Raw genomic sequence first — 16,408 nt, 5'->3', positions numbered from 1 at the left:
GTCCGCGATGATGGGGACCACCGCGCGGCCGGACGGGCCGGGCCCGACACCACGGAGTGCTCCCTCATGCGCATCGGCATCCTCACCAGCGGCGGCGACTGCCCGGGGCTCAACGCGGTCATCCGCGGCGCCGTCGTCAAGGGCATCGCGATCCACGGGCACGAGTTCGTGGGGTTCCGTGACGGCTGGCGCGGCGTGGTGCAGGCGGACGTCGTGCCGCTCGGTCGCAAGGAGATCCAGGGGATCGCCAAGCAGGGCGGGACGATCCTCGGCACGAGCCGGACGAACCCGTTCGAGGGCGAGAACGGGGGCGCGGCGGCGATCACGGCGAACCTCGACCGGCTCGGCATCGACGCGATCATCGCGATCGGCGGCGAGGGCACCCTCGCCGCCGCGCGCCGCCTCACGGACGCGGGCCTCAAGATCGTCGGGGTGCCGAAGACCGTCGACAACGACCTGAGCGCGACGGACTACACGTTCGGCTTCGACACCGCGGTGCAGATCGCGACCGACGCCATGGACCGGCTCCGGACGACGGGCGAGTCGCACAGCCGCTGCATGGTCGCCGAGGTGATGGGACGCCACGTCGGGTGGATCGCCCTGCACAGCGGCATGGCGGCCGGGGCGCACGCGATCCTCATCCCCGAGCAGAAGACGAGCATGGCGCAGATCGCGGACTGGGTGCGCTCGGCCCACGACCGCGGTCGGGCGCCGCTCGTCGTCGTCGCCGAGGGGTTCGTGCCGGACCAGGAGGACGACCCGCACTCGGAGCGTGGCCTCGACGCGTTCGGTCGCCCGCGTCTGGGCGGCATCGGCGAGCGCCTCGCACCGCTCATCGAGGGCATGACCGGCATCGAGACCCGCGCCACGACGCTCGGCCACATCCAGCGCGGCGGGACCCCGACGTCGTACGACCGGGTGCTGTCCACGCGGCTCGGGATGGCGGCGATCGACTCCGTGGTCGAGGGACGCTGGGGCCGCATGGTCGCGCTGCGCGGGACGGACATCGTGCACGTGTCGTTCGCCGACGCGATCGGCGAGCTCAAGACGGTGCCGCAGGAGCGCTACGACGAGGCGGCGATCCTGTTCGGCTGACCGCATGGCGCTGGCGTCGCAGCTGACGTACAATTCTGCGTACGTCAGGAGGTCACAATGCGCATCCTCAGCTACTCGGAGACGCGTTCCCACTTCGCCGAGACCCTCAACGCCGTCACGGACGACCGCGAGGAGGTCGTGGTCACGCGCGCGGGCCACGAATCGGTCGTGCTCGTGTCCCTCGACGACTACGAGTCCCTGAAGGAGATCGCCTACCTGCTGAGGAACCCCGCGAACGCCCGGCGGCTGCTCGCCTCGATCGAGCGCCTGGAGCGCGGGGAGGGCACGGAGCGGGACCTGGACGAGTGAAGTACGTCTGGGACGACGCTGCCTGGGCCGACTACGAGTGGTGGCAACAGCAGGACCGGAAGATCGTCAAGCGGATCAACGGGCTGCTCCGTGACATCGCGCGCAACGGCAACGAGGGCATCGGCAAACCGGAGCCGCTCAAGCACGGGTTCCGTGGGTACTGGTCCCGGCGCATCACGGACGAGCACCGTCTCGTGTACCGCGTCACGGACGACAGCGTCCTCATCGCGCAGTGCCGGTACCACCACGACGAGTGACGACGCCGGACCGCGCGCTGCGGACTACCGTCGTCCCCATGCAGAGTCGCACCTTGGGCAGGACTGGTCGGGACGTGTCCGTCATCGGACTCGGGACGTGGCAGCTCGGGGGTGACTGGGGTGACGTGCCGGAGTCCGACGCGATGGGACTCCTCGACGCCTCGGCCGAGGCCGGCGTCACGCTGTTCGACACCGCGGACGTGTACGGGGACGGCCGGAGCGAGCAGCTCATCGGTCGATGGCGGGCCGCGAACCCGGACGTGCCGCTGACCGTCGCCACGAAGATGGGTCGCCGCGCCGACCAGGTCCCCGCGAACTACGTCGCCGCCAACTTCCGCACGTGGGTGGACCGCTCGCGCCGGAACCTCGGCCAGGACACGCTCGACCTCGTGCAGCTCCACTGCCCGCCGACCGCCGTGTTCGAGGACGACGCGGTGTACGACGCGCTCGACGCCCTGGTCGCCGACGGCTCCATCGCCGCGTACGGGGTGAGCGTCGAGGAGACCGACCAGGCCCTCACCGCGATCGCCCGGCCGGGTGTCGCGAGCGTGCAGATCATCCTCAACGCGTTCCGCCTCAAGCCGCTCGACGCGGTCCTGCCCGCCGCCCGGGAGGCCGGGGTCGGCATCCTCGCCCGCGTCCCGCTCGCCTCGGGGCTGCTCTCGGGCAAGTACACGACCGAGACGACCTTCGCCTCGCAGGACCACCGGACGTACAACCGCCACGGCGAGGCGTTCGACCAGGGCGAGACGTTCAGCGGCGTCGACTTCGAGGACGGCGTGCACGCGGCGCAGGAGTTCGCCGCGGCCGTGCCCGAAGGCGTCTCCGTCCCGCAGGCCGCGCTCGCCTGGATCGTCGAACAGGACGGCGTCACGGCGGCGATCCCGGGCGCCCGGAACGTCGAGCAGGCCCGGTCGAACGCGGCGGCGGGGTCGCTGCCGGCGCTCGGGGCGGACCTCGACCGTCGGATCCACGAGGTGTACGACCGCTGGTTCCGGGCGTCCGTGCACGACCGGTGGTGACGCTCCCGTGACCGCGGGCCGGGCCTCCCGGTGAGCGAGCGCACACGCGCGGTCGTCGTCCGGACCGGTACCGGACCGGTCGTCGAGGACCACGAGGTGGGCGCCCCGGGTCCGGACGAGGTCCTGGTCGACGTCGCCTATTCGAGCGTCAACTACAAGGACGGCATGGCGCTGGCGGGTGACCCGGGCGTGCAGCGCGCCGACCCACTCGTGCCGGGCATCGACGTCGTCGGGACCGTCCGCGCGGTCGGCGACGGCACCGCCTCCGCCCCGGCCCCGGGCACCCTCGTGACGCTCAACGGCGCCGGGCTCGGCGAGACCCGCGACGGCGGGTACGCCGGTCTCGCGGTCGTCCCCGCCGCGGTGCTCCTGCCGGTCCCCGCGGGCATCACGGCGCAACGGGCCGCCGCGATCGGTACGGCCGGGTACACGGCCGCGCTCAGCGTGCTCGCGCTCGAGCGGTTCGTCGCGCCGGGCGCCGGTACGGTGCTCGTCACGGGAGCGTCGGGCGGGGTCGGGTCGATCGCGGTCGCGCTGCTGGCGGCGCGGGGACACCGGGTCGCCGCGTCGACGGGTCGGCCGCAGCACACCGAGGCCCTGCACCGGCTCGGAGCGGCCGAGGTGGTGGACCGCCACGACTTCGACACCCCGGGCCGCCCGGTGCAGCGCCCACGGTGGGCCGGTGCGGTCGACAGCGTCGGGGGTGCGACGCTCGTGAACGTGCTGGCGCAGACCGCGTGGGGCGGCGCCGTGACGGCGTGCGGGCTCGCGCAGGACGCGCGGATGGCCGGGTCGGTCCTCCCGTTCATCCTGCGCTCGGTCGCGCTGCTCGGCGTCGACTCGGTCGCGGCACCGCGCGACCTGCGCGAACGGGCGTGGGCGCTCCTCGCCACGGACCTCGATCCGGCGCTGCTCGACAGCGTGACGACGGCCGTGGGACTCGCCGCCGTGGTCGCCGTCGGCCGGGAGGTCCTGGCCGGACGGGTGCACGGGCGCACGGTCGTCGACGTGCGCGCCTGACACCGTCACCTCGCCCGCGGGTTCCCCCGCATTGCATGTCAAGTGATTGTGAAATCACCTCCTAGGATTCGGGTACGCGTCCCGACCCTCGTGCCCGAAAGGTCGCCCCCATGCCGGTCCCCCAGCCCTCCGCCGACGCCGCACCGCGCCGCCTGCTCCGCGACGTGGTGTTCGACAAGATGCTCGCGGCGATCCACGACGGAACGCTGCAGCCCGGCGAACGGCTCAACGACGACGAGCTCGTGCGCTGGCTCGGCGTCTCCCGCACGCCCATCCGCGAGGCCATCGCCAAGCTCGTCGACTACGGCCTGGTCGAGATGGAGGCGAACCGATACACGCGCATCGCCACCCCGACCGGTCGGCAGTACCACGAGGCGTTCTCGGTGCTGTTCGGGTTCGCCGAACTCGCCGCCCGCTGGGCGTTCCCCCGGTTCACCGACGAGGACACCGACGCGCTCGACGCCCTGCTCGCGGACGTCCGCACCCACGCCGCGGCGAGGGACCGGGCCGTGGACGACGACGTGCACGCCCTCATCGGGTTCCTCGTCGACCACGCGGACAACGCGCTGCTCACGAAGCTGAGCGCCTCGGTCCTCGCCCGGGCGCGCTTCGTGACCGTCGGCAGCGCCGAACCCGTGTTCGCCGCCGCGGCGGACGCGGTCGCCAGCCTCCGTGACGCGGCCACCGACCGGGACGGCGAGGCCGGTGCCGCCGCCGTCCGCGCCCTCGCCGACGGCATGGCCGACCACCTCGACGCCGTCCGGGCCGCCGACCTCGCGACCGCCGAGCCCGAGGAAGCCGCGCTCGTCATCACCTCCGGTCCCGGGATCTGACCCGGGTGAGCACCGGCACCACCTCCGACGGTCCCCTGGTCGACGCACGGGGCCTCCGCGTCACCCGCGGCGGCCGCGACCTCGTGCACGAGGTCGACCTCGTCGTGCGCGCCGGGGAGCACTGGGCGCTCCTCGGACCGAACGGCGCCGGCAAGTCGACGCTGCTCGCCGTGCTCGGCGCGACGAGCCACCCCAGCGCCGGCAGCGTCGACCTGCTCGGACGACGACTCGGCCGCACCGACGTGCGGGAGCTCCGCGAGCACATCGGCCACGTCGACCCGCGCCACCGGATGCTCACGCCGCTCTCGGTCCTCGACACCGTGCTGACCGGGCTCACGGGCACGACCGACCTCATGATGCGGTGGGAACCGACCCCCGAGCAGCGCGCACTCGCCCTCGAGCACATCGCCGACGTCGGGTTGCGCGACCGGTGGGACGCGTCCTGGGCCGTCCTGTCGCAGGGCGAGCGCGGTCGCACGCTCATCGCCCGGGCGCTCATGTCCGAGCCGCGCCTGCTCCTGCTCGACGAGCCCGCCACCGGCCTCGACGTCGCGGCCCGCGAGCACCTGCTCGAGACGGTCGACGCCCTCCGCCACCGGCATCCCGACCTCGCGAGCGTCATGGTGACGCACCACCTCGAGGACCTGCCGGCGTCGACGTCGCACGCGATGCTCCTCCGCGACGGCGGAGTGGTCGCCGCGGGCCGAGCGGACGACGTCATCACGTCCGAGGCCGTGTCCGCCTGCTTCGCGTTCCCGCTCGCGATCACGCGCACCGACGGACGCTGGCAGGCACGCCGCGCCGACTGAGCCGGGAGGCGCGGCACCGGCCCGACGGTCCGATCAGCACGACCGCGGTCGCCTGGGTACCCTTCGCGGATGGGTACTCCCGATGTCACGGAACTCCTCTCCGACCTGATCCGCGTCGACTCCGTCACCGGGTCGGCGGGCGAGGGGCTGGTGTTGGACCTGGTCCAGGCGTGGTTCGCGGGGCACGCCGGCAGCCGCGTGGTCCGCTCGCCGGCGACGACGGACGGACTCCTCGTGGTGCCCGCACGGCCGTCACCCCGCTCGAGCGGACCGCACCTGGCCTTCTCCTGCCACGCCGACGTGGTGCCCACCGGCGCGGAGGGCTCCTGGACAACGCCGCCGTTCCAACCGCGCATCGCGGAGGGGCGACTCCACGGTCGCGGGTCCTCCGACATGAAGGCCGGCCTCGCCGCGGCGATGGTGGCGGTGGCTCGACTGCACGAACAGGACCTCCCCGTCGTGCTCGCGTTGTCGGTCGGCGAGGAGTCGGGCTGCCTCGGAGCGCCCGTCCTCGTCGACATGCTGTCCGCGGCGGGGATCGACCTCGGTGCCGTCGTCATCCCCGAGTCCACGGCGAACCGGATCGTGCTCGGCCACCGCGGTGCGCTCTGGCTGCGGGTGGAGACGCGAGGGACCTCCGCCCACGGCAGCACGCCGAGCGCCGGGCGCAACGCCGTCCTCGCGATGCGCGACGTCCTGCTGCGCCTCGATGCCGTCCCGCTCACCGCACACCCACGACTCGGCGCGGAGACGCTCAACGTCGGGACGATCGCCGGGGGATCGGTGCCGAACATGGTGCCCGACGTGTGCGTCGTCCGGGTCGATCACCGGGTGACCGAGGCCGCCTCCGCTGCCCGGATCCTCGACTGGTGGCGTGGGCGACCCGACGTCGCGGACGTCACCGTCGAACTCGACCTCGCCCCGGTGTGGACGGACGAGACCGATCCGTGGGTGGCCAGCCTGCCCGGCCGTGTCGCCCGCGAGCCCGCCGCCTACTTCACCGACGCATCGGTCTTCGTGCGCTCGATGCCGGACGTCCCGATGGTGGTCTGGGGGCCAGGCGACCCGACGCGGGTGCACTCGGTGGACGAGTCCGTGTCACTCGACCTCCTGGCGGACGCCGTGCTTGCGTACGTCAGCGCGGGCGTGCGTTGGGCCGCGTCACCGGTGTGACCGCGTCGTCTCGCGGACGACCAACGTGGGCGCGAAGGACATCCGGGTGGCGGGACGGCGGGTGGCGAGGGACGTCGAGGCGACACCGAGGAGCCGGAACGCCTCGGTCGCCATCAGGTCCGTGGGCTGCGCGAGCGTGGTCAGGCCCGGGACCACGTACGCAGCGAAGGTGATGTCGTCGAAACCGGTCACCTGGACCTCGTCCGGGACGCGGACGCCGAGCTGCCGGCACGCCCGGAGGACGCCGATCGCGATGAGGTCGTCAGCGCAGACGATCGCCTCGGGCCGGTCGGCTCCGGCCAGCAGCTGACGCGCCGCGGCCTCACCGCTCTCGATCGTGTACTCGCCGAACTGGATCCACGACTCGCGGACGGTGATCCCGAGACGTGCCGCATGCCGCCGGAACCCCTCGAGGCGCAGGTGGGTCGAGGAGTTCGTGAGCGCACTCGTGACGAACGCCGCGGTCCGGACCCCCGTGCTCGCCAGCTCCTCGAGCACCAGCCGCATCGCCTCGTCGTCGTCGATGCCGATCCAGTCCGTGCCCTCCACGTCCACGCGCCGGTCCAGCTGCACCAGGGGCACGGACAGTGCCGCGGCGCGCAGGGCGGGCACGCTCGCGACCTGGTCGCAGGCGCTGACGATGATGCCGTCGACCTGACGGTGGACCAGGGACCGGAGCTGCTCCGCCTCGACCTCGGGGTTCTGCCGCGAGTCGCAGAGTGACAGCTGCTTGCCCTCCGCGTGGAGGGCACGTTCGACGCTGTCGACCAGGGTCGTGAAGAACGGGTTGAGGATGCTCGGCACAACCATGCCGACGGTGTCCGTCCGGTTCTTGCGGAGCGCCCGAGCGATGCTGTTGCCCACGTAGCCGAGCTCCGTCGCCGCTCGACGCACCCGGGCCTCGACGTCCCGGCCGACGGGGCGGGACGAGGACATCACGCGCGACACCGTGGCCTCGGACACCCCCGCGAGCGCGGCCACGTCGGCGAGCGTCACCATCTCGTCGTCCTCCTCCCAGCGCGGTGTGTGCCGCCCACGGGCATCGTACTCGTTCGATGCGGGCAATCGCTTGCCACGGCGAACGGAGGTTTTACCTCCCGGAAACAGAGGTCGTGCGCGGTCGAAACAATTGCCACGGCATCATGGGTGCACGTCCTTCGGCAACCGATTGCCGAACAGGACCGCCCCGCCGAACGCGCACCCCGACCACCCCCACCACCCCGCCCTCGAGAGGCCACCCATGAACTCCTCCCGCCGGATCGCCGTGTCCGCCGTCATCGGTCTCGCGGCCGTGACCGCCCTCGCCGGTTGCGACGCCACGTCCACGACCGCGTCGTCGGGCTCCACCAGCTCGTCGAAGGACGCGTCGTCCTCCACCCTGGCTGCCGGCGTCCCGGCGCCGACCGGGGTCCCCACCGCCTGCAAGCCCAAGTCGGGCGACACCTTCAAGATCGGCGTCGTCGACATCGACGAACAGACGTCCTTCTTCACGCAGATGAACACCGGCATCCAGGCGGTGGCCAAGAAGGCCGGCGCCAGCGTCCAGCTCGTCAGCGGCAACGACGACGCGGCGACGCAGGTGTCGGGCATCGAGAACCTGACGTCCTCGGGCGTCGACGCGATCATCGTCGACCCGTACGACGCCAACGCGCTCGTCCCCGCGCTCAAGGCCGCGAAGGCCAAGGGCATCGCGGTCGTCTCGACGGACGGGTCCGTGGCCGACGCGAGCGCCATCGACACCCAGGTCGGCACCGCGAACACCGTCGGTGGTCAGCAGCTCGGCAAGGCGTTCCTCACGCTGTCCGGTGGCAAGGGCGAGGTCGGCGTGGTCGCCGCCCTCAACAGCTCGATCCAGATCCAACGGCAGGACGGTTTCCAGGACACGGTCAAGGCCGGTGGCATGACCATCAAGGCCGTCGTCGACGGGCAGAACGTCAACGACAAGGCGCAGACCGCCGCCGAGAACCTGCTCACGGCCCACCCGGACCTCGAGTACATCTACGCCACCGGCAGCCCGGCCCTGGACGGTGCGATCGCCGCGGTCCGGTCGCAGGGCAAGACCGGGAGCACGCAGATCGTCGGCTGGGACCTCGACTCCACCTCGGCGGCCGGCATCAAGCAGGGTTTCGTCAAGGAGGTCGTGCAGCAGGACACCTACGGGTTCGGCTACGCCGCAGCCAAGGCCGCGATCGACCTCGCCTGCGGCGGGACGAAGGTACCGGCAACGATCAGCGTTCCGACGACGATCGTGACCAAGGCCAACCTCGCGAAGTACGACTACTTCCTGAAGGGCTGACGATGACCGACTCCCTCAACCATCAGACGCCGCTCGTCGAACTCCGCGGGATCACCAAGTCGTACGGCGCCGTCGACGTCCTCCGTGGCGTGGACCTCACCCTCGCCCCCGGTGAGGTCCTCGGCCTCGTCGGGGACAACGGGGCCGGCAAGTCGACGCTCATGAAGGTCTTGGCCGGATCCGTGCAGCACGACCGGGGCACGATCCGCATCAAGGGCAAGGAGGTGCGGTTCTCGAACCCCAGCGTCGCGCAGGACGAGAAGATCGGCATCGTCTACCAGGACCTGGCGCTGTGCGACACCCTGAACGTCGCTGCGAACCTGTTCCTCGGACGTGAGCCCCACGTCGGCCCGTTCATGCGGGTGAGCAGGATGCACGACGAGGCGAGCCGTGTGCTCCGGGAGTTCGGCGTCCGCGTCGCGTCCACGCACCAGCTCATCTCGCAGCTGTCGGGCGGTCAGCGGCAGTCCGTCGCGATCGCTCGCGCGGCGTCGATCGACCCCGAGATCCTCATTCTCGACGAACCCACGGCCGCGCTCGCCGTGACCGAGGTCGAGTCCGTGCTGCGACTGATCCGCGAGGTCGCGGCGCGGGGGGTGGGTGTGATCCTCATCACCCACCGCCTGCAGGACCTGTTCCGCGTGTGTGACCGCATCACCGTCATGTACGAGGGCCGCAGCGTCGAGGACGCGGACATCCGGGACCTGAACATCGAGTCCCTCGTCGCGATGATCACCCGAGACGAACGGAAGGACGCGGCGTGAGCGCGGCCCTGGCCCTCCCGACCGCCCAGGAACGCCGCCGAGCGGCCTTCCAGCGGATCAACAAGTCGACGATCGTCATGCTCGTCGTCACTGTCGTCGTGTTCGTCGCGTTCGCGGTGGCGAGCCCGGCGTTCCTCACGGTGCACAACCTCCAGAACGTGGCGGTGCAGGTCGCGCCCACCGCGATCGTCGCGGTCGCGATGACGTTCGTCATCACGACGGGCATGATCGACCTCTCCGTCGGGTCGACGCTCGCGCTGGTCTCGGTGATCGGAGCGCAGCTCCTCAAGGGCGGCATGCAGTCGACCCTCGTCATCGTGATCTGCCTGGCCGTCGGGGCGTTCTGCGGCGTGGTCAACGGCTGGTTCGCGAGCTACCAGAAGATGCCGTCGTTCATCGTGACGCTGGCCACGATGTCCGTCATCCGTGGCGTGGCACTCCTGCTCACACTCGGCTACAGCGTCGCCATCTCACCGACGCTGATCTTCGCCCGGATCGGACAGGGCAGCTTCCTCGGCTTCGGGTACCCCGCATGGATCGCACTCGTCGTCGTCGTGCTCGGACTCCTGGCACTGCAGCGCATGCGCTTCGGGCAGTACGTCACCGGTGTCGGATCGAACGAGGAGTCCGTCCGTCGAGCCGGCGTCAACACCAACGCGATCAAGCTCATGGCACTGACGCTGTCGGGCCTCGCCGCCGCGGTCGCGGGCATCATCACCGCCGGCCGACTCGGCTCCGGTGACGCCAACAGCGGCAGCGACTTCGCCCTCAGTGTCATCACGGCGGTCGTCATCGGCGGGACCAACATGCTCGGCGGCAAGGGCAGCATCCTGGGCACGGCCGTCGGCGCGATCCTGACCGGGGTCATCACCGACGGGCTCACGCTCCTCGGTCTCAGTCCCTACATCGTGCCGATCGTGACGGGCGGCCTGCTGATCGTCGTCATCCTCATCAACCTCCGCGGCGGCAACCTCGCCGACTTCATGCGGAAGCGGGTGCTGCGGTGACCTCGGAGCGTCCGGGCGGGACGGCGCCGGTCACGGTCCACACCGTCACCGGGGAGGTCGGCAGTGACGAGCTGGGGTTCACCCTCCCGCACGAGCACCTGCTCAACAGCATCGAGGCGGGCGGCATCACGCCGGACCCCGCGTTCCCGGAGCTGTTCGACCAGCCGGTCACGCCCGACCTCGCCTGGCTCCTCCGCGACCACCCCTACGCGTGTCGTGACAACTGCGCGCTGGACCACCCGGACGACGTCGCTCCCGAGCTCGACCACTTCGCGAGCCTGGGCGGCACGACGCTCGTCGAGGTGACATCGGAGGGACAGGGCCGGGACCGGTCCGGCCTCGCCGCCCTCTCCCGCCGCACGGGCGTGCAGATCATCGCGGGAGGCGGTTGGTACCTCGAACGGTTCCACCCGGAGCGCACCGCCACCGACCCGGTCGACGTCCTGGCCGAGTACCTGTTGTCCGACCACCGGGAGGACCGGGACCCATCCGAGCCGCGGTCCGGCGTCATCGGCGAGATCGGTGTCTCCCCGGCGTTCACCGAGCGCGAGGAACAGGGCCTCCGCGCCGCCTGCCGGGTGCAGCGCGAGACCGGGCTCCCGATGTACATCCACCTCCCGGGCTTCGTGCGCCACGGCGGACGCGTGCTCGACGTGGTCCTGACCGAGGAGGGCGTCCCGCCCGCCGCGGTGGTGCTGTGCCACGTGGACCCGTCGGGCGAGGACCCCGACTACCAGCGCTCGCTCGCCGACCGCGGCGTGTTCCTCGAGTTCGACATGATCGGTATGCCGTACCGGTTCACCCTGCCGGGCGAGGGGGACTCCCCCTCCGTCGCGCAGACCGCCCGGGCGATCGGCCGGCTCGTCACCGACGGCTTCGGCGAGCGCCTGCTGTTCAGCCACGACCTCTTCCTCAAGGGCATGCTCCGCAAGAACGGCGGGAACGGGCTCGCGTTCATCCCCGCGGTCTTCCTGCAGCGCCTCATCGACGACGGCCTCGACGCGCACACCGTGCTCGGGGTCAACACACGCAACGTGCGGGCACTCTTCGAGCTCGCCGCGGCGTCCACCTCCCACTGAAAGTCACCCCCATGTCCCGAATCCTCATCGCCGGCGAGAGCTGGATGTCCACCACGACCCACACCAAGGGCGTGGACGAGTTCACCGTGCACTCGTACACCGAAGGGGTCCGCCAGCTGAAGACCGCGCTCGAGTCGGGCGGCCACGACGTCGTGCACCTCCCCGCGCACCTGGTGCCCACCGACTTCCCCGGCGACGCCGAGTCCCTCGGCGCCTACGACGTCGTGATCCTGTCCGACATCGGCGCGAACTCGCTCCAGCTCGCGCCCGGGGTGTTCGAGCACGCGGTCCCGGGACAGGACCGCCTCGAGGCGCTCTCGTCCTGGGTGGAGGCCGGTGGCTCGATCCTCATGATCGGAGGCTACCTGTCGTTCTCGGGGTTCCAGGCCCGTGCCGCGTTCGCGGAGACCGTCCTGACCCGTGTCCTGCCCGTGGACCTGCTGACGACCGACGACCGCGTCGAGCAGCCAGCGGGGGTCGTGCCCACCGTTCTCGCTCCCGACCACGCGGCGCTCGGTGGCGCCGGATCCGAATGGCCGTCGCTGCTCGGCTACAACCGGGTGACCGCCAAGGCCGGCACGGAGACCCTCGCCCGCGTGGGCGACGACCCCCTCCTCGTCGTCGGCGAGGTCGGCGCGGGGCGCTCCGCGGCCTTCACGAGCGACTGCTCGCCGCACTGGGCACCACCCGCGTTCTGCGAGGAGTGGGCTGGCTACACGGCGCTGTTCAACGGTGTCGTCGGCTGGCTCGTCGCGCGATGACGTCGGGCGGATCGGCGGCAGAGCGCCGTTCCACGGCTCTCCTGACACGGAACGCGGGAGCGCTCGCCCGGTCCGCCGAGCGTCCGCTCATCCGCCGGATGGCCGACGGTACCGTGACCGATGCGGAGTACGCCCGCTACCTCGCGATCGAACAGCGGTTCGTCCGGACCGCCGCACGACTGCTCGGCTTCTGTGTCTGGCGAGAGCCCGACTGGGACGCCGCGGTCGTGCACGCCCGGTCGCTCGCGGGTCTCGTCGGGGAGCAGACGGACTACTTCGCGGCGCGGGTCACGGCCCCGGTGTCCCTCCCGGCAGGGGCCGACGCACTGGAGGTCGTGGTCACCGCCGCCCTCGACAGCGGCTACCCGGCGGTGCTCACGTGCCTGTGCGCGGCGGAGACGCTCTACAGCCGCTGGTGCCTCGAAGCCGTGCGCAGTCACGGCGGCACCCCGACCGGCCCCGCCGCCGAGTGGATCCTGCTGCACGCGACGCCGTCGTTCACCGCCCAGGCCACGTTCCTCCAGTCCCGGGTCGACGAGATCGACCCCACCGTCCCGGACGCGCACCTCGACCTCTGGTTCGGACGGATGCTCGCCGCCGAGGACACCTTCCACGATTCCGCCCTCATCAAGGAGGACACGCATGACTGATCCCCTCGTCGACGCCGCGCACCGCGACCTCGTCGACCTCACCGCGAACGGGATCCGCTTCCACGGCAGCCCCGGGATCGAGGCGGCATCCGTCTGGCTCGAGGATCGCCTGACCGCGGCCGGGCTCGCCGTCACCCGGCAGACGGTGACCCTCCCCGGGTGGGAACCCGGGGAGTCGAACACGCTGCGCGTCACCGCACCGATCGAGCGGGTCCTGCCGGTCTGGCCGATGCTCTGGAGCGGATCCTCGGACGGCCCGGTCACCGGGACGCTCCGGCCCCTCGGACCGCAGGGCATCTGGGGGGATTCCATCACCTGGCAGCGCTTCGTGGTGACCGATGACAGCGGGACGGTCGTGGCGTACGTGCATGCGCGGGACGTCGGGCCGGCGGCGCCGCAACCGTTGCCGCACGGGTCGGACCTGTCGGTACCGCACCTCGTCGTGGGTCGGATCGACGGCCTCCAACTCCGAGAGTGGTGCATCGACGGCGGGACCGTCACCGTCGAACTGACCGGGAGCGCCGGGCCGACGGACGAGGCCGCCGCCGCCCGCTCCGACAACCTCGTCGTCGACATCCCCGGGACCGGGACGGGCCACGTCCTCGTCTGCGCGCACTACGACAGCTTCTTCAACACCGTCGGCGCCTACGACAACGGCAGTGGCACGATCGCCCTGCTCCACCTCGCCGAGGGGTGGGCGCGCACCGCGCCGACCCCGTCGGTCCGCCTGGTCTGGTTCACCGCCGAGGAGTGGCACCTCGGGGGGTCACGCCACCACGTGGACACGGCGACCCCCGAGGAGCTCGCCGCCATCGACTTCGTCGTCAACATCGACGGGTTGGGACGCGGGTCGTACCTCGAGACCTTCGCGTCGCCGGAGGTCTTCGGGGTGGTCGCCCACGACGCGATCACCGCCCATGCCGCCGCCACCGGTCGGACCCTGCAGACGGAGAACCGGTTCCCGCCGACGACCGGCACCGACGACGCCTCCTTCTACCGGGCAGGCGTGCCGTCCCTGTTCCTGACCTTCAACGACCTGCACCGTCTCCACCAGCCCGAGGACCTGCCGAACGAGGGCATCGCCACGAACATCGTCTGGACGACAGCGCTCGTCCGCGAGCTCGTCACGCTGGCCGCTCCCGCCCGCGTCGGTGCACCGGGGATCCTGTGACCGGGAGCGCTCAGGAGCTCGCGCTCACGCTGTTCCGTCTCGCCCCCGGGCGCAGCGTCGAGGAGTACCGCGCGTTCAGCCTGCAGATCGTCCGCGACGGGATGCTCCGCATGCCAGCGGTCGAGGGGTTCCTCGACCTCGAGGTCACCGGCTCGCTCACCGGCGCAGACGGGTGGGACCTCGTGGAGATCATCCAGATCAGCTCCCGTGCCGACTTCATCCGTGACAACGACACGATCGGAGCCGGTCTCGCTGCCGAGTGGGAGGAGTGGGTCGCCGACTTCCGGGTCCTGTTCCTCACGGACCTCGATCGGTCCGTCACACGAGCGGGTCGGCTCGTCATCGCGCGGTAGCCCGCGCCCGACGAGCCGGGAGGCCCGGCGCCCGTCCGACGGTCCGCGCTACTTCGCGGTCACGCCGCCGAGCATGCCCGAGATGAACCGCCGCTGCAGGAAGAAGTAGAGCACGACGATCGGGAGGGCGACGATCACGCCCGCGGCCGACAGGAGCGAGTAGTCGGTCAGGTGCTCGCCTTGGAAGAACGCGAGACCGAGCGGCGCGGTCCGGTGGTCCTCGCTCGTGATGAGGACGAGCGGGAGCAGGAACTCGTTCCAGGTCCACATCGCCAGGAGCACGCCCATCGTCATGATCGGCGCGATGGACGCGGGGACGACGACCCGCCACAGCAGCCGGACGTCGCGCGCACCGTCGAGCCGCGCGGCCTCGATCACCTCGGTCGGGAACGTCCGGAACTGGTTCCGCATCCAGAAGATCCCGAACGCGAGCGACTGCGCGGTCTGGGGCAGGATGAGGCTCTCGTACGTGTCCGTCAGGCCCACACCCCGCAGGTCGAAGTACAGCGGGATGATGAACGCCTCGGCCGGCAGCATGAGCCCGGCGAGCATCACGAAGAACACGATCCCGGACCCGGCGAAGTCGAGGCGCGCGAACGCGAACCCGGCGAACACCGCGAGCACCGTCGTCAGCAGCACGACGGACACCGTCACGACGACGCTCGACAGCATGTACGACCCGAAGTGCCCCTGGCTCCACGCGTCCCCGAAGTTCCCGAGGTCGATCCGGGTCGGCAGCGTGAACGAGCCGGTGTTCTCGGTCGCCGGGGTGACGGCCGAGAACAGCACACCGACGAGCGGGACGATCGCGAACAGGGCGAAGAGGCTCAGGACGACGTAGTCGACGACCTTCTCGCGCGTGGTGATCCTCATTCGGTGTCCTTCGGCTGGATCCGGTTCACGAGTGCCGTGACGATCATGATCACGACGGTCAGGGTGACCGCGACGGCGGCAGCTGCGCCGACCTGGCCCGTGTTGAACGCGCGGTTGTACGCCTCGAACGCCGGTACGGTCGTCGAGTTGCCCGGACCGCCGCGCGTGGTGATGTACACGAGGTCGAAGGTCTTGAGCGCCGACACGATCGTCAGGGTCAGCGCCACCGCGATCTGCCCGCGGAGCGACGGCAACGTGATGGAGAAGAACTCGCGCGCCGCCCCGGCACCGTCGAGCCGCGCCGCCTCGAACAACGCGGGCGCGATGTTGCCGACGCCCGAGAGGAACAGCACGAGGCACAGCCCGACGTTGAGCCACGTGCCCACGAACCCGATCGCGGGCAGCGCCGTGCCGTAGTCGCCGAGCCACACCCGCGCCAGGCCGCCGAGTCCGACGAGCCGGAGGACCTGGTTGAGCAGGCCGTCGGTGGAGTAGATCGACACCCAGATCGTCGCGACGACGACCGACGCGATGACCTGCGGCAGGAACAGCACGGTCCGGAACACGCTCATCCCCGGCAGCGCGTTCGCCCGCGAGATGAGCGCCGTCAGGAACAACGCGAGCGCGACCGGCACCGCGCAGTAGAACACCATGAGCACGAGGGCGTGGAGGAACGCCCCGCGGAGCTCGGCGTCCTGCACGACGTCGACGTAGTTCGCGAACCCGGCCCAGGTCGCGGTCGACAGGCCGTCCCAGTCGAAGAACGAGTACTGCACCGTCTGCAGGAACGGCCACCCGAGGAACACCGCGAACACGACGAACGCGGGCAGCACGTACAGGTACGGGACGAGGCTGCGCCTGCGTCGCCGCCGCGGCTGCGTCCGAACGCGGACCGCGGGTGCGGGTGCGGTGACCCGGGGCAGGGCGTCGACCATG

The 16,408-nt window shown here is 71.3% G+C and carries 19 protein-coding genes; 16 read left to right on the top strand and 3 right to left on the bottom strand.

What is annotated here, in order from left to right; all coding sequences use genetic code 11:
* Nucleotides 1–66 precede the first annotated feature (66 nt).
* The 8 genes from DEI86_RS09610 to DEI86_RS09575 all read left to right on the top strand — a co-directional run bounded on the left by DEI86_RS09610 (nucleotide 67) and on the right by DEI86_RS09575 (nucleotide 6,518).
* A complete protein-coding gene (locus DEI86_RS09610; protein WP_111049390.1) occupies nucleotides 67–1,095 on the top strand; it encodes a 6-phosphofructokinase in 1,029 nt (342 codons plus the stop codon).
* A 57-nt stretch (nucleotides 1,096–1,152) separates the two neighbouring features.
* Nucleotides 1,153–1,404 carry a type II toxin-antitoxin system Phd/YefM family antitoxin gene (locus DEI86_RS09605; RefSeq protein ID WP_111049389.1) on the top strand — a complete coding sequence of 84 codons (252 nt, stop codon included), beginning with the start codon at nucleotides 1,153–1,155 and terminating at the stop codon, nucleotides 1,402–1,404.
* Nucleotides 1,401–1,661, top strand: coding sequence for a Txe/YoeB family addiction module toxin (locus DEI86_RS09600; RefSeq protein WP_111049388.1), 261 nt, complete (start codon nucleotides 1,401–1,403; stop codon nucleotides 1,659–1,661). Before DEI86_RS09605 ends, DEI86_RS09600 begins: the two co-directional genes overlap by 4 nt.
* Before the next feature lie 38 nt (nucleotides 1,662–1,699).
* The gene (locus tag DEI86_RS09595; protein ID WP_111049431.1) at nucleotides 1,700–2,683 is read left to right on the top strand and encodes an aldo/keto reductase; all 984 of its coding nucleotides are present in this window, start codon (nucleotides 1,700–1,702) and stop codon (nucleotides 2,681–2,683) included.
* Nucleotides 2,684–2,713: 30 nt separating this feature from the next.
* Nucleotides 2,714–3,703, top strand: coding sequence for an acryloyl-CoA reductase (locus DEI86_RS09590; protein WP_111049387.1), 990 nt, complete (start codon nucleotides 2,714–2,716; stop codon nucleotides 3,701–3,703).
* Between the two features lie 110 nt (nucleotides 3,704–3,813).
* Entirely contained in the window at nucleotides 3,814–4,536 is a 723-nt protein-coding gene (locus tag DEI86_RS09585; protein ID WP_111049386.1) for a GntR family transcriptional regulator, read from the top strand.
* 5 nt (nucleotides 4,537–4,541) lie between these two features.
* Nucleotides 4,542–5,345 (top strand): ABC transporter ATP-binding protein, encoded by an 804-nt coding sequence (locus DEI86_RS09580; RefSeq protein WP_258376502.1) that lies wholly within the window; start codon nucleotides 4,542–4,544, stop codon nucleotides 5,343–5,345.
* A gap of 69 nt (nucleotides 5,346–5,414) precedes the next feature.
* On the top strand, nucleotides 5,415–6,518 hold the full coding sequence (locus tag DEI86_RS09575) for a M20 family metallopeptidase (protein WP_111049384.1): 1,104 nt from the start codon (nucleotides 5,415–5,417) through the stop codon (nucleotides 6,516–6,518).
* Here DEI86_RS09575 and DEI86_RS09570 read toward each other — a convergent pair.
* Complete coding sequence (locus DEI86_RS09570; protein WP_111011984.1) at nucleotides 6,507–7,517, bottom strand: LacI family DNA-binding transcriptional regulator; 1,011 nt, start codon at nucleotides 7,515–7,517, stop codon at nucleotides 6,507–6,509. The two genes, DEI86_RS09575 and DEI86_RS09570, sit on opposite strands and share 12 nt — an antisense overlap.
* Nucleotides 7,518–7,758: 241 nt before the next feature.
* On the opposite strand from DEI86_RS09570, the gene DEI86_RS09565 reads away from it, so the two are divergent.
* From DEI86_RS09565 to DEI86_RS09535, 8 genes are all read left to right on the top strand, one after another.
* Nucleotides 7,759–8,814, top strand: a complete 1,056-nt coding sequence (locus tag DEI86_RS09565) for a substrate-binding domain-containing protein (protein ID WP_111049383.1) — start codon at nucleotides 7,759–7,761, stop codon at nucleotides 8,812–8,814.
* Nucleotides 8,815–8,816: 2 nt separating this feature from the next.
* Nucleotides 8,817–9,578, top strand: a complete 762-nt coding sequence (locus DEI86_RS09560; RefSeq protein WP_111011982.1) for an ATP-binding cassette domain-containing protein — start codon at nucleotides 8,817–8,819, stop codon at nucleotides 9,576–9,578.
* Complete coding sequence (locus DEI86_RS09555) at nucleotides 9,575–10,585, top strand: ABC transporter permease (protein WP_220037225.1); 1,011 nt, start codon at nucleotides 9,575–9,577, stop codon at nucleotides 10,583–10,585. Before DEI86_RS09560 ends, DEI86_RS09555 begins: the two co-directional genes overlap by 4 nt.
* Nucleotides 10,582–11,664 carry a phosphotriesterase gene (locus DEI86_RS09550; protein ID WP_111049382.1) on the top strand — a complete coding sequence of 361 codons (1,083 nt, stop codon included), beginning with the start codon at nucleotides 10,582–10,584 and terminating at the stop codon, nucleotides 11,662–11,664. Before DEI86_RS09555 ends, DEI86_RS09550 begins: the two co-directional genes overlap by 4 nt.
* Before the next feature lie 11 nt (nucleotides 11,665–11,675).
* A complete protein-coding gene (locus DEI86_RS09545; RefSeq protein ID WP_111011980.1) occupies nucleotides 11,676–12,425 on the top strand; it encodes a glutamine amidotransferase in 750 nt (249 codons plus the stop codon).
* Between the two features lie 98 nt (nucleotides 12,426–12,523).
* On the top strand, nucleotides 12,524–13,075 hold the full coding sequence (locus DEI86_RS16540; protein ID WP_181435078.1) for a TenA family protein: 552 nt from the start codon (nucleotides 12,524–12,526) through the stop codon (nucleotides 13,073–13,075).
* Nucleotides 13,068–14,246 (top strand): M28 family metallopeptidase, encoded by a 1,179-nt coding sequence (locus DEI86_RS09540; RefSeq protein WP_181439745.1) that lies wholly within the window; start codon nucleotides 13,068–13,070, stop codon nucleotides 14,244–14,246. Before DEI86_RS16540 ends, DEI86_RS09540 begins: the two co-directional genes overlap by 8 nt.
* Nucleotides 14,243–14,599 carry a hypothetical protein gene (locus DEI86_RS09535; RefSeq protein ID WP_111011978.1) on the top strand — a complete coding sequence of 119 codons (357 nt, stop codon included), beginning with the start codon at nucleotides 14,243–14,245 and terminating at the stop codon, nucleotides 14,597–14,599. Before DEI86_RS09540 ends, DEI86_RS09535 begins: the two co-directional genes overlap by 4 nt.
* 48 nt (nucleotides 14,600–14,647) lie before the next feature.
* On the opposite strand, the gene DEI86_RS09530 is transcribed toward DEI86_RS09535, so the two are convergent.
* Entirely contained in the window at nucleotides 14,648–15,472 is an 825-nt protein-coding gene (locus DEI86_RS09530) for a carbohydrate ABC transporter permease (RefSeq protein ID WP_111010335.1), read from the bottom strand.
* The gene (locus tag DEI86_RS09525) at nucleotides 15,469–16,407 is read right to left on the bottom strand and encodes a carbohydrate ABC transporter permease (RefSeq protein WP_111010336.1); all 939 of its coding nucleotides are present in this window, start codon (nucleotides 16,405–16,407) and stop codon (nucleotides 15,469–15,471) included. The genes DEI86_RS09530 and DEI86_RS09525 overlap by 4 nt, the downstream gene beginning before the upstream one ends.
* Between the last annotated feature and the right edge of the window lies 1 nt (nucleotide 16,408).

Origin of the sequence: Curtobacterium sp. MCBD17_028, assembly GCF_003234875.1 — a bacterium.
Taxonomy (GTDB): domain Bacteria; phylum Actinomycetota; class Actinomycetes; order Actinomycetales; family Microbacteriaceae; genus Curtobacterium.
This window is presented reverse-complemented; position numbering and strand designations above follow the sequence as displayed.